This window comes from Paraconexibacter sp. (assembly GCF_041602235.1).
GTDB lineage: Bacteria > Actinomycetota > Thermoleophilia > Solirubrobacterales > Solirubrobacteraceae > Paraconexibacter.
In genome coordinates, this window is sequence record NZ_JBFIGP010000086.1 from 1 (window position 1) to 13,092 (window position 13,092).

Annotated in this window: 11 protein-coding genes; 8 read left to right on the top strand and 3 right to left on the bottom strand. The window is 72.7% G+C overall.

The features are described from left to right. A partial coding sequence (locus tag ABYE80_RS09115) for a hypothetical protein (protein WP_372789963.1) occupies positions 1–385 on the top strand: 385 nt, incomplete at its 5' end. Positions 386–409: 24 nt separating this feature from the next. On the opposite strand, the gene ABYE80_RS09120 is transcribed toward ABYE80_RS09115, so the two are convergent. Together ABYE80_RS09120 and ABYE80_RS09125 are read right to left on the bottom strand one after the other, a co-directional pair. After that, entirely contained in the window at positions 410–1,744 is a 1,335-nt protein-coding gene (locus ABYE80_RS09120) for a M20/M25/M40 family metallo-hydrolase (RefSeq protein WP_372789964.1), read from the bottom strand. Between the two features lie 99 nt (positions 1,745–1,843). Next, entirely contained in the window at positions 1,844–3,721 is a 1,878-nt protein-coding gene (locus ABYE80_RS09125; RefSeq protein ID WP_372789965.1) for an Ig-like domain-containing protein, read from the bottom strand. 124 nt (positions 3,722–3,845) lie between these two features. Here ABYE80_RS09125 and ABYE80_RS09130 point away from each other — a divergent pair, with 124 nt between their 5' ends. After that, positions 3,846–4,946 (top strand): 1-acyl-sn-glycerol-3-phosphate acyltransferase, encoded by a 1,101-nt coding sequence (locus tag ABYE80_RS09130; protein WP_372789966.1) that lies wholly within the window; start codon positions 3,846–3,848, stop codon positions 4,944–4,946. 82 nt (positions 4,947–5,028) lie between these two features. On the opposite strand, the gene ABYE80_RS09135 is transcribed toward ABYE80_RS09130, so the two are convergent. Continuing rightward, positions 5,029–6,048: a hypothetical protein gene (locus tag ABYE80_RS09135; RefSeq protein ID WP_372789967.1), complete on the bottom strand. Its 1,020-nt coding sequence runs from the start codon at positions 6,046–6,048 to the stop codon at positions 5,029–5,031. A gap of 190 nt (positions 6,049–6,238) precedes the next feature. On the opposite strand from ABYE80_RS09135, the gene ABYE80_RS09140 reads away from it, so the two are divergent. From ABYE80_RS09140 to ABYE80_RS09165, 6 genes are read left to right on the top strand one after another with little or no spacing between them, the layout of a single operon-like run. After that, a complete protein-coding gene (locus tag ABYE80_RS09140) occupies positions 6,239–6,724 on the top strand; it encodes a (2Fe-2S)-binding protein (RefSeq protein ID WP_372789968.1) in 486 nt (161 codons plus the stop codon). Further along, positions 6,721–9,102: a xanthine dehydrogenase family protein molybdopterin-binding subunit gene (locus ABYE80_RS09145; RefSeq protein ID WP_372789969.1), complete on the top strand. Its 2,382-nt coding sequence runs from the start codon at positions 6,721–6,723 to the stop codon at positions 9,100–9,102. Before ABYE80_RS09140 ends, ABYE80_RS09145 begins: the two co-directional genes overlap by 4 nt. Then, positions 9,099–9,944 (top strand): xanthine dehydrogenase family protein subunit M, encoded by an 846-nt coding sequence (locus ABYE80_RS09150; protein WP_372789970.1) that lies wholly within the window; start codon positions 9,099–9,101, stop codon positions 9,942–9,944. Before ABYE80_RS09145 ends, ABYE80_RS09150 begins: the two co-directional genes overlap by 4 nt. A 31-nt stretch (positions 9,945–9,975) precedes the next feature. Beyond that, positions 9,976–10,818, top strand: a complete 843-nt coding sequence (locus tag ABYE80_RS09155; protein ID WP_372789971.1) for an AAA family ATPase — start codon at positions 9,976–9,978, stop codon at positions 10,816–10,818. After that, positions 10,811–11,986, top strand: a complete 1,176-nt coding sequence (locus tag ABYE80_RS09160) for a VWA domain-containing protein (RefSeq protein WP_372789972.1) — start codon at positions 10,811–10,813, stop codon at positions 11,984–11,986. The genes ABYE80_RS09155 and ABYE80_RS09160 overlap by 8 nt, the downstream gene beginning before the upstream one ends. Then, the gene (locus ABYE80_RS09165) at positions 11,983–13,050 is read left to right on the top strand and encodes an XdhC family protein (protein WP_372789973.1); all 1,068 of its coding nucleotides are present in this window, start codon (positions 11,983–11,985) and stop codon (positions 13,048–13,050) included. Before ABYE80_RS09160 ends, ABYE80_RS09165 begins: the two co-directional genes overlap by 4 nt. Positions 13,051–13,092: the final 42 nt, after the last annotated feature.

The window sequence follows — 13,092 nt, forward strand, 5'->3', positions numbered from 1 at the left end:
CGACACGTGGACCAGACTGCTGCGGCGGGCCGGGCAGCCGAAGCAGCGCAAGGGCCGGGTCTTCACCTACGGCGTTGCCGGAGCGAAGAACACCAAGGCACGGGTGCGCGCGGTGTTCACGACCCGCGGGCGCGTCGGCCTCATCACGTCGACCGCGAAGGGGCACAGGGCCTCGGGCGTCGCGATCGGGGCGAAGGCCAGCAAGCTCAAGGGCAAGACCATCTCCTACGGCAAGAACATCCGGGCCCGCAAGCTCGGCAAGGGCGCGATGTTCCTGTTCGGGGTCAAGAAGGGCCGCGTCGCCTGGATCGGCGTCACCTCGACGTCGGTGGCGAAGACGCCCGCGCGGGCTCGCAGCTACCTGAAGCTCGCCGGCCTGAAGTAGGGCTGTCCGCAGCCGGGGGCGTCGTCAGGCGGACGACGCCAGTTCGGTGAGCAGCAGGGCCTGGGCGAGCGTCGCGCGTTCGAGATCGCCCAGGTCGACGCTCTCGTTCGCGGCGTGGATCTGGGCGGCGTCGTCGCACGCCCCCCACAGCACGATGTCGGCGTCGGGCAGCACCTGCGCGAGGGTCACGCACAACGGGATCGCCCCACCGCTGCCGACCGCGACGGCTTCCTTGCCGTAGGCGCGGGCCATGGCCCGCCGCGCCGCGTCGGCGCCCGGTCCGTCGGCGGCGAGCACGGCACCGGACGCCGTCTCCCCGGGCGTGCAGGTCACCCGCACGCCCCACGGTGCGACCCGGAGCAGGTGATCGATGATGGCCTGCTGCGCGCGTGACGGGTCCTCCTGGGGGGCGAGGCGGGCGCTCAGCCGCGCAGTCGCGCGGGGCACGATGGCGTTCGTCGCTCCCGCTGTCCCCGGGACGTCCATGCCGATCGCGGTGATGGACGGCCGGGTGTACAGCCGCTCGGCCAGCGAGCCACTGCCGATCAGGGAGACGCCGTCCAGGACGCGACCGGAGGCCCGCAGGACCTCGTCCTGGACCGGCCGTCCTTCCCACGTCGAGCGCGCCAGGCCCTCGACGGCGACGTCGCCCTGCTCGTCGTGCAGGGTCGCGAGCATCCGCGACAGGGCGATCAGCGCGTCGGGGGCCGCGCCGCCGTACAGACCCGAGTGCGCCGGGCCCTCGAGGGTCTCGACGACGACGTCGACGACGCAGAGTCCCCGGAGCGTCGTGGTCAGGGTCGGCTCACCGACCTTCCAGTTGCCGCCGTCGGCGACGACGACCACGTCGGCCGCGAACCGGTCCGGGTGCTCGGCGACGTAGCTCATGAAGGTGCCGCCGCCGGTCTCCTCCTCACCCTCGATGACGATCTTCACGGTGACGGGCGGTTGCCCGCCGAAGGCCCGCAGGGCGCCGGAGATGACGGCGACGCCGCACTTGTCGTCCGCCGTCCCCCGGCCGTAGAGGCGTCCGGCGCGTTCGGTCGGTTCGTAGGGCGGGGAGTCCCACGCCTCCGGGTCGCCCGCAGGCTGCACGTCGTAGTGGGCGTACATGAGCACCGTCGGGGCATCCGGCGGGCCGTCGATCTGCGCCCAGACGGCGGGCGGGGCACCGGGGACCTCGAGCAGTTCGGCCGGAGCGCCCGCAGCGGTGAGGATCCCGACCGTCGCCTGTGCCGCATCCGCCACCGGCTCGGGCGGATAGCCGGGGAACGCGATGGACGGGATGCGGACGAGGCGCTCGAGGTCGGCGCGCACGGTCGGCATGAGGTCGCGGACAACGGCGGCGAGATCGGTCATGGGCGCCGAGGCTATCTTGCCGCCGGCGGGTCCCGACGGTCCCGCCCCGGACGTCCCGCGGCTGCGGTCGGCCGACCCGGGTGCGGCCCGCCCGGCGGCCTACCGCCCGCCCGCGGCGCGCCGTGGGATCCGCGTCCGCAGCGTGTACCTGCGGACCGTCTTGACGCCCGGACCGGCGGCGTCGATGACGTGCGCCCGCACCTGCACGACGAGCTTGCGCCGTCGGATCAGCGTGCGCCGCGCGCTCGTGGAGAGCTTCAGGTACAGCGTCTGGGTGCCGTAGGTCGGGATGCGGAACCGGGAGCCCCCGAGCGAGAACACGAGCCTGCCGGACGTCGCGGTCGCCGCCATGCGCCCGGGACAGGGGTCCGGGCCCAGGCAGCTCACCCGGATGCGCACGCGGCCCTTCGTGGACAGCGCGGCGTGACGGATCGCGACCGTCGAGCCTGTGGTGATCGGGTGCAGGTGGCCGTCCGAACCCGCGGCGACCTGGGTGTCGACGCTCTGCGGCCCCGGCTCGACCGACGCACCCGCCAGGTCGTTCGACGAGTCGGCCCCGGTCCCGCCACCGCCCGACGCGGGCGGGCCCTGGGCGGGCGGATCCTGCGCCGGCGGGTCCTTCACCGGTGGCTCCTCCGGGGGCGGGTCCTTGACGGGCTCCTCCTCCACCGGATCCTCGATCGGATCGTCGTCCTTCGGCTCGGGGCAGGGGTCGGTGCCGGCGGCGCGGGTCGTGAAGCTCCACGACCCGGGCGCGGTCAGGGATGCGCCCGCATGGTCGCGGACCCCGTCGCTCACGACCGCGGTGTACCGCGTGCACGGCACGAGGTTCTCGGCCGGATAGAACATCATCGAGTGCGTGCCGTCGCCCCCGCCGTACGGGCCCGGCTTCGGGAACCCGGGGGCGGGCGCGACCCGCCGTCCGTCCCCGTCGAGGAGGTAGAAGGTGTCGGGGGTGATGCTCGACACGTCGAGCGAGTTCGCCAGGACGGCGATGATCCGGTCGGCCGCCCCGCCGCCGACCGGCCCTGGCGACGCGCGCACCGGCAGCCAGTCGAGCTTCACCGTGTCCGCCCCCGGCTTCGGGTTGACGTTCACGATGCGTGGCGCAGGATGGCCGTCGGTCGTCAGCTTCGCCCACACGTTGTCGTAGTAGCCGCCGATCGCCTGGGCGGTGTCGATCACCCCGCCGGCGCCCTCGAGGTAGGCGGCGGCCGAGCGTGGCATCGTGAGCTTCACCCTCGGGTACTCCGCCGCGAGGCCCATCCGCTCCCCCGTCAGCGCGGCGGTGATCAGGGCGTGTCCGGCGTAGATGCCGTCCTCGGTGATGTCCGTACGGCCGATCGAGCGGTAGGTGGGGAGGAGATCGTCCACGGGCGGGAGGTACGTCGGGATCTTGGGCGCGCGCCCGTACTCGGCCAGCGCGATGTTGTCCATCGCGAACTCGGGCGTGTTGATCAGCGAGCCGGGAGGGACCGAGCCGAGCTCGGCGGAGCCCGGCAGGCCGGCACGGTAGAACGGGTGGACGGGGGACTCGCCGTAGTCGGCCATCTGCGGCTCGAACAGCCAGTCCCACATCTCGTCGCCCATGCCGTGCGCCGCCACGCCCATGAGGTGCGCGACCTGCGAGGCGCACGGTCCGGAGGGGTCGTCGAGGGGGGCGCAGTCCGCGCGCCCGCGCAGGTGCGCCGCGTAGGCGTTGACGAAGCGCTCCCAGTGGGTGACCTCGCCGAAGTCGCCGCCCGGGTAGCTCGACGAGCCGTACCCCGCATCCGGGTAGTGCGCGCCTGCCAGGACCTCGTTCACGTGCGACGCGAGCAGGTCCCGCAGGCGCGGCTCGGACACGAACGGGATCGCTCGCTCGGCCATGAACGCGTGCGTCGTGACGCCGGAGGCCGAGGCGTGGGACGGCAGCGCGAGGGCGCAGATCGCGGCGCCGGCGATCGCGGCGCGTTCGATGGTGCGGGACAGGACCATGCCAGTGCAGACGAACGGGGAGCCCGGGACTTGCGCGAACGGGACACGTTCACCGCACGGCCACCCCGACGACGGGCTCGTGGGAGCGCGCCCGCGTCCCCACGGGGGTAGTGTCGTCGGCCTCATGCGTCTCCTGCCGTCCGACACGCCCACGCCCAAGCGCCTGCTGCGCAACGGGCGGACGATCGCCGTCGAGGGGCTCCTGTTCGTCCTGTGGACCGTGCTGCTGCCGGTGCTGCTCGTCGTCGCCCTCGTGGTGGATGCGGTCCGCGCCGCCGTGCGCCGCACGCCCTGGACGGGGACACGGCTGGTGCTCATGGCGTGGTGGTTCCTGGCCGGCGAGGTCCGCGGCCTCACGGGGCTGGCGGTCACCTGGCTGCTGACGGGCGGGCCCTTCAGCCGCGACTCGCAGCGCCGTCGCCGGATGGTGTGGAGGCTCCAGTCGATGTGGGCCGGGGGGCACATGGACGGGGTGCGCCGGATCTTCGGTCTGAAGGTCGAGATCGAGGGGGAGGACCTCATCACGCCCGGGCCCGCGGTGTACCTGGTCCGTCACGCGTCGATCATCGACAACGCGCTGCCGGCCGCCTTCGTCTCCCGCGGCCGCGACCTCGAGCTGCGCTACGTGCTCAAGCACGAGCTGCAGGCGCTCCCGACGCTGGACTGGGGCGGGCACTGGGTGCCGACCTGCTTCGTCAAGCGGGCCTCCGACGACGCGCTGACCGAGATCGCCAACGTCCGCACGCTGGCGGAGGGGCTCACCGGACCGCTCGAGGGAGCGCTGATCTTCCCCGAGGGCACGCGCTGGACCGCGCCGAAGCTCGCACGCGCGCAGGAGAAGCTGCGGGAGGCCGACCCGCTCGTGGGTGAGCTGGCGTCCCGGCTTCGCTGGGTCCTGCCGCCACGTCTCGGCGGGCCGGTCGCCCTGCTCGACGAGGCCCGGGGGGCGGACGTCGTCGTCGTCGGGCACACCGGCTTCGACGGGTTCGAGACGGTGGGCGACATCTGGTCCGGCCGTCTGGTCGACCGCACGATCAGGATCAAGTTCTGGCGCTACCCGGCCGACGAGGTCCCGACCGACCGCGACGAGCTCGTCACCTGGCTCTACGGCGTGTGGCAGGTGCTCGACGACTGGATCGACGAGCAGCGTCGGCTCGACCCGGCGTCCACGCTCGGGCCGAAGGCCGCGGCCGCTGCCCACGTCCCGGCGCCCTCGCAGGTCTGACCGACCCGCGGTCCGCGCCGCGTGGGCCTACACGGCGCGGTGACCGCATCGCCACCGCGCCGTCGCGGGCCCACTCGGTCCCCTACGGCTTGAAGAGCTTCTTCTTCCGGATGGTGTTGCGGACCTCGTAGTAGCCGGCCCGGCGGCTGCCGTCGGCACGCACGAGGCCGTAGTCGTAGCGCTCGTCGAGACAGCTCGTGCCGGTCCACTGGTACACGTAGATGCGGTCGATGTCGCGCTTGTACCGGTTGGCGATCCGGAACATCCACGCGATCGCGCTGTCGGCCTTGCGCTCGGCCCGCTTGACGCTCGCCGGGTTGTTCGGGTCGCACGGGAAGCCCTTGCCGAGCTTCACGATCCCGCCGGTCTCGGTCAGCCAGATGTTGGGGTTCTTCACGTACTTCTTGACGGCCTTGATGGCGCTGCGTGTGCCCCTGGTGGACTTGCGGTTGGTGTCGGAGTAGTTGTGCAGACCCACGGTCCGGGCGCGCCGGTCCCACGTCTTGCTCAGGCGCTTGTAGAACCGCTGCACGTACCGCGCGGTCGAGCGGTGGTTCTTGGAGGTACGGCCGTCCAGCAGGTCGAGCGCGACGATGTTGCACTTGCGGGTCAGGCGCCGGCCGCAGCGGTTCTTGTTGTCCAGCATGCCGTACATGTCCTTGAAGTAGTCGGCGGCGCGCTTGGGGTTGTTGTAGGTCGGCTGCGTGCTGTCGTTGGCCTCGTTCCACGTGCCCCAGTCGCGCACGCCCTTGCGGTAGTAGCGCGAGATGAGCTTGCCGACGTACTTCTTGTACTTCTTGCGGGAGGGCAGCTCGCCCTTGCGGCGGGCGAAGTTGTTGGTCGAGATGTGCAGGAGCACCTTGACCTTGCTCTTGCGCGCACGGTTCACGAACGCGTCGAGACGCTTGAGCTCCTCCGGGAGCCTCGCGGCGTCCCAGCGGACCACGTAGCGCGTCCGCTTCACCTTCGTCGGCTTGAAGTAGGGCGAGTCGAACATCGACGTGTCCTGGTTGGCGATGCCGACCCGGATCGTCTTGGTCGAAGCCGTCGCCGGCGAGGCGGGCATCAGGAGCGCAGCCAGGACCAGCGTCGCGATGGGCAAGGACAGGAGACGTAGGCGCACACCAACTCAACCCCGAAGGGCCGGAAGAGTTGCGCGAACCCGACGAACGTCGCTCAGGAATTACGACCGATGGCGACGTTCGTCGGGTTGGCGGCCCGGCGCTTGCATCGCGCTCCGCGGCAGGCGTAGGGTCGGACGAAGGGTCCGAGAACCGAACGAGGAGACGCACGTGGGTACCACCACGAAGGTCGATGTCGACGTCACCGTCAACGGACAGCGACGGACGGTCGCGGTCGAACCCCGGACGCTGCTCGTCCACATGCTTCGGGACGACCTCGGGCTGACCGGCACGCACGTCGGGTGCGACACCGGCAACTGCGGCGCCTGCACCGTCCACCTCGACGGCGAGTCCTGCAAGAGCTGCACCGTCCTCGCGGTCCAGGCGCAGGACAGCGAGGTCGTCACGATCGAGGGACTCGGGAGCGAGGGCGACCTGCATCCCCTGCAGGAGGCGTTCTGGGCCAAGCACGGACTGCAGTGCGGCTACTGCACGCCAGGGATGATCATGGCCGCCGCGGACCTGCTCGCACGCAACGCCAACCCGACCGAGGAGGAGATCCGGACGGGTCTGGAGGGCAACCTCTGCCGCTGCACCGGCTACCACAACATCGTGGCCGCCGTGCAGGAAGCCGCGTCCCAAGGAGTCTCGGCATGAGCCTCGTCGAGCAGTCCCACGCCGCCGGCGGACACGTCGGCAAGCCGCTGCGTCGCAAGGAGGACCCGCGGCTCATCACCGGGCGCGCCACCTACGTCGACGACATCACGTTGCCCGGGATGCTCCACGCGGTCGTCGTGCGCTCGCCGGAGGCCCACGCGAGGATCGTCAGCATCGACACGAGCGCCGCGGAGGCGCGTGACGACGTGGTCGCGGTGTTCACCGGCGCCGACATGACCGACCTGGCCTCACCGCTTCCGTGTGCCTGGGCGCCCGAGGGCGTCGAGGTGAAGCAGGTGGAGCACTGGCCGCTGGCCCGCGACGCCGTCAAGCACGTCGGGGACCCGGTCGCGGTCGTCGTCTGCGAGGACCGCGGCGCGGCGTTCGACGCTGCCGAGGACGTCTTCGTCGAGTACGAGCCGCTGCCCGCCGTGACCGACGCGCGCGCGGCGCTCGCCGACGGCAGCCCCCTCGTCCACGAGTCGCTCGGGACCAACCAGAGCCACGAGTGGTCCCTCGGCGGCGGCGACCTCGAAGCGGGGTTCGCGGCGGCCGACGTCATCATCGAGCGCACCGTCGAGAACCACCGCATCTCGGGCGCGCCGATCGAGCCGCGCGGGCTCGTGGCGGACTACCGCGCCGGCCACCTGACGATCCACACCTCCACGCAGGTCCCGCACTTCGTGCGGCTGTTCCTGGGCCTCATGCTCGGCATGAGCGAGGAGCGCGTGCGGGTCATCGCCCCGGAGGTCGGCGGCGGCTTCGGCGCCAAGCTCCAGATGACCGGGGAGGAGGCCCTCTTCTCCTGGGTCTCGCGCAAGCTGCAGCGGCCGGTCAAGTGGATCGAGACCCGCTCGGAGCACATGGCGGTGTGCCACCACGGCCGCGCCCAGACCGCCGACATCCGCATGGGTGCGACGAACGACGGCAGGATCACGGCGTTCCACGTGAAGATCACGCAGGACCTCGGCGCGTACCTGATGCTGCTCACGCCGACGATCCCGTCGCTCGGCGCGTTCGTGATGAACGGCGTCTACGACATGCCCGCGGTGCAGACCGACATCGTCGGCGCCTACACCAACACGTGCGCGACCGACGCGATCCGCGGAGCCGGACGGCCCGAGGCCACGCACATGATCGAGGTCTGCATGGATCAGCTCGCGGCCGAGCTGGGCATGGACCGCCTCGAGCTGCGCCGCAAGAACTTCATCCCGAAGGAGAACTTCCCGGCGGAGACCGCCGTCGGCATCGTCTACGACTCCGGCGACTACGCGGGCGCGCTCGACAAGCTGCTCGAGCACGTCGACGTGGCCGAGGTCGAGGCGTCGAAGGCCGCGTTGCGCGAGCAGGGCATCCTGCGCGGGATCGGCTTCTCCACCTACACGGAGATCTGCGGGCTGGCGCCGTCGCGGATCACCGGCCCGGCGGGCTTCGGCCTGCAGGCCGGGCTGTGGGAGTCGGCGATCGTCCGGGTCACGGTGACCGGAGCCGTCACCGTCTACACCGGCACCTCCCCGCACGGGCAGGGTCACGAGACGACGATGGCGCAGGTCGTCGCCGACCAGCTCGGCGTGGATCCCGAGAACGTCGAGATCATCCACGGCGACACCGGTACGGGCGCGATGGGCCTGGGGACGTACGGGTCGCGGTCGACCGCGGTCGGCACCGAGTCGATCTCCCGCGCGGCGGAGAAGGTCGCCAAGAAGGTCCGCGAGATCGTCGCGCACACGCTGGAGGCCAGCGCCGAGGACATCGTCGTGCAGGACGGCAAGTTCGTCGTGAAGGGCTCGCCGGACAAGGGCATGGCCCTCGCCGAGGTCGCGGGCATGGCTCACGTGCGACCCGAGCTGCTGCCCGAGGGCATGGAGCCCGCCCTGGAGGAGACGTCGTTCTACGACCCGCAGAACTTCGTGTTCCCCTTCGGGGCGCACGCGTGCATCGTCGACGTGGAGGAGGAGACCGGCAAGGTCAGGGTGGTCCGCCACATCGCGGTCGACGACTGCGGTCCCGCGATCAACCCGATGCTGATCGACGGCCAGGTGCACGGCGGCATCGCCCACGCGATCGGGCAGGCGCTCTACGAGCAGGTCGCCTACGACGAGGACGGTCAGCTCGTGACCGGCACGTTCGTGGACTACGCGCTCCCGACGGCGGCCGAGCTGCCGTCGTTCGAGACCGACAGGACCGAGACGCCGTCGCCCGTGAACACCCTCGGGGTGAAGGGGGTCGGCGAGGCCGGCACGATCGCCGCGACGCCGGCGGTGCTGAACGCGGTCGTCGACGCCCTGCGGCCGGTCGGCGTGACCTACCTGCAGATGCCGCTCTTCCCGGAGCGGATCTGGCGAGCCATGAACGACGCGAAGGGCGGTGCCGCATGATCCCCGCGGCGTTCGACTACACCCGGCCGACGTCCCTCGAGGAGGCGCTCGGCGCGCTGCGCGACGGCGGCGAGGACGCGAAGCTGCTCGCCGGCGGGCACTCGCTGATCCCGCTCATGAAGCTGCGGCTCGCCGCGCCGGCGTTGCTGGTCGACCTGGCGGCGGTGCCCGGGCTCGGCGGCATCCAGCGGGAGAACGGGCACTGGAAGATCGGGGCGATGACCCGCCACGTCGAGCTGCAGAACAGCGACGAGCTGGGGCTCCTGCAGCGGGTCGCCACGCTGATCGCCGATCAGCAGGTCCGCAACCGCGGCACGATCGGCGGGTCGCTGGCCCACGGTGACTCCGCGTCGGACCTGCCGACGGCGCTGGTCGCCGCCGAGGGCTCGGTCACCGCGACCGGGCCGGACGGGACCCGCGAGATCGCGGCCGCCGACCTGTTCCAGGACTACCTGACCACCGCGCTGGACCCGGTCGAGGTCCTGACCGAGGTGCGGATGCCCGCGCTCGACGGCTACGGCTGGGGGTACCGCAAGTTCACCCGCCGCGCCGAGGACTGGGCGATGGTCGGCGTGGTCGCGCTGGTCAAGCAGGGCGCCGACGGATCCTGCGAGGACGCGCGCGTGGCGTTCACCAACATGGGCTCGACGCCGCTGCGGGCGAGTGCCACCGAGGCGGCACTGCGGGGAGGCGCCCTCGACGCGTCGTCCATCGCCGCGGCGGCCGAGCAGGCGGCCGAGGGGACCGAGCCGCCGGCGGACCGCAACGCGTCGGCCGACTACAAGCGACACCTCGCGCGCGTGCTGACCAAGCAGGCGCTCACAGAAGCTGCGGGACTCTGAGGGCGGCGCGCGAGGTGAGGCCCCGACCAGCATGACCGACACCGGGGTCGACGCCGTCGTCCAGGCACTCGCCGGTCAGGGGTACCTGGCCGACCGGGCCCTGGCGACGAGCGTGCACCTCGCGAGGACGCTCGAGCTGCCGCTGCTGCTCGAGGGGGAGGCCGGGGTCGGCAAGACCGAGGTCGCCCGGGCGCTGGCGGCCGCGACCGGCGCGGAGCTGGTCCGGCTGCAGTGCCACGAGGGGATCGACGTCCACCACGCCCTCTACGACTGGGATCACGCGCGGCAGCTGCTGGCGCTGCGGGCCTCGGAGGGCGCGCAGGGCGGCGACGTCGATCTCTGGTCGGAGCGCTTCCTGCTCGAGCGCCCGCTGCTGCACGCGTTGCGGGCCGAGGGCGACGTCGTCCTGCTCATCGACGAGATCGACCGCGCCGACGACGCCTTCGAGGCGTTCCTGCTGGAGCTGCTGTCGGACTTCGCGGTCTCGATCCCGGAGCTCGGGACCGTCCGGGCCACGAGCCCGCCGCTGGTGATCCTGACCTCCAACCGCACCCGGGAGCTGCACGACGCGCTCAAGCGCAGGTGCCTGTACCACTGGATCGACTACCCGACGCCCGAACGGGAGCTCGAGGTCGTCCGCGTCCGCGCCCCCGATGTCGCCGAGGGCGTGGCGCGCCGGGTGTGCTCCGCGGTCGCCCGCCTGCGCGACGAGGACCTCTACAAGCAACCCGGAGTGGGCGAGACCATCGCATGGGCGCGCGCCCTCGGGGCGCTGGGCGAGGACGCCGCGCCCGACGACGCCCTCGGCGCGGCCCTGAAGGTGCGCGAGGACCTCGACCGCATCCGCGAGCTGGGGGTGCTGGACGGTGTCTGAGGGGCCGGGTCACGGCGACGCCGTCATCACGCGCCTGACCGCGCTCGCGACGGCCCTGCGGGCCCGCGGGGTCCGGGTGGGAAGCGGGGAGCTGGTGACGGCCACCCGCGCGCTCGACGCCGTGGACGCCGGCTCTCGCGAGGCGGTGCGCCTCGCCCTGCGCGCCGTGCTGTGCTCACGGCCGGCCGACCTGCCGCTGTTCGACGCCGCCTTCACCGAGGTGTACGGGACGGCCGAACCCGACGCGCGGATCGGACCGGTCGACCTCGGGGGCGGCTCGGCGCTGGCCCTCCCTCGCGTCGCGGCTCCCGACGCACCTGCCGCACCCCGGACGTCGGGCGTCGAGCCCGTGGTGGTCCCGGCCGCCTACAGCGATGTCGAACTTCTTCACGACAAGGACTTCGCGGAGTACTCGGACGCCGAGCGCGCCGCCGCCCGCGCCGTGCTGCGCGAGCTGGCGCGCCACGGGCCGACCCGCATCGGACGGCGGACGCGACCGGTGCGCTCCCGCGGCGCCCGTCATCCGCGCATGGACGTGCCCGGGACCCTGAGGGACGCGCTGCGGACCGGCGGGGAGCCCCTGCACCTCGCACGCAGGGCACCGACCGAGACGTCGCGACCGCTGGTCCTGCTCGTCGACGTGTCCGGTTCGATGGCGCCGTACGCGCGGATGCTGCTGCAGTACGCGCAGGCCGCGGTCGTCGCGCGCTCGCGCGTGGAGGTCTTCGCGTTCGGCACGCGGCTCACCCGGTTGACGCTCGAGCTGCGGGCGCGCGATCCGGACGCTGCGCTCGCCCGCGCCGCGGCGGCGGTGGACGACTGGGCCGGCGGCACCCGGATCGGCGCGTCGTTGTCGGCGCTCAACCGCGAGCACGGCCGGAGGCTCGGGCGGGGCGCTGTCGTCGTGATCCTCTCCGACGGGTGGGATCGCGGCGACCCCGGCCTGCTGGCGGACGAGATGGCCCGGCTGCGCCGCAGTGCCCATCGGGTCATCTGGCTCAACCCGCTCAAGGCGGCGCCGGGCTACGAGCCCCTCGCCGCGGGCATGGCCGCCGCCCTGCCGCACACCGATCACTTCATCCCGGGCAACTCCCTCGGCGGGATCGCCGAGCTCGCCGCGCTGCTGTCCGGGCGGCTCGATCAGCACGGAGGAGGACCAACGTCATGAGGGACGTCGTCGAGCAGCTGGATCGCTGGCGCGCCGCCGGCAACGCGCGGACCGCGATCGCCACGGTCGTCGGCGTCAAGCGCTCGGCGCCGAGGCCGCCCGGCGCGAAGATGGCGCTCGCGCAGGACGGGTCGGTCGCGGGCGCCGTCAGCGGAGGGTGCGTGGAAGGCGCGGTGGTGGTGGCCGCGGAGGAGGTGCTCGAGGGCGGCGAGCCGAGGATGCTGCACTTCGGGATCTCCGATGACGAGGCGTGGGACGTCGGGCTGCCCTGCGGAGGAGAGATCGACGTGTGGATCGACCGACCGGACGGGCCGGAGGGCGAGGCGTTCGCCGCGCTGGCGCGCGCGGACGGCCGGGGGGCCCTCGTGACGCGGCTCGATGGCGGCGGCAGGATGCTCGTGGACGCCGAGGGCATCCGGACGGGTTCGCTCGGGACCGCCGCGCTCGACGACGGCGCCGCGGAGCACGCGCGGGAGCTGATGTGGGCCGAGCGGTCCGAACGCCGGACGGTCGAGGATGTCGAGGTGTTCGTCGACGCGACGGCGCCGTCGCCGCGCGTGATCATCTTCGGCGCGGTCGACCACTCGGCGGCGCTGTGCACCCTGGCCAGGGCGGCTCGCTGGCGTCCGTTCGTCGTGGACCCGCGCGAGCGGTTCGCCACGCCCGAGCGCTTCCCGGACGCCGAGCGCGTGGTCGCGAAGTGGCCGGCCGAGGCCTTCGCGGACCTGGGCGGGATCGATCGCGCGACGTCGATCGTGGTCCTCACCCACGACCCCAAGCTCGACGACGCCGCGTTGCAGATCGCCCTCGCCTCCGACGCCGGCTACATCGGGGCGATGGGATCCCGGCTCGCGCAGGCCGGCCGTCGGGAGCGGCTGCTCGCTCGCGGGCTGACCGACGACGACCTGGCCCGCATCAGCGCGCCGATCGGACTGGACCTGGGCGGGCTGACCTCCGAGGAGACGGCGCTCTCCATCATGGCCGAGCTCGTCGCCGTCCGGCGCGGACATCCGGGCGGTCGCCTGCGCGACGCCGAGGGGCGCATCCACGAGGTCGGCGCATGAGCTCGCACAGCGCCGCGGTGATCCTCGCTGCGGGGGCCTCCG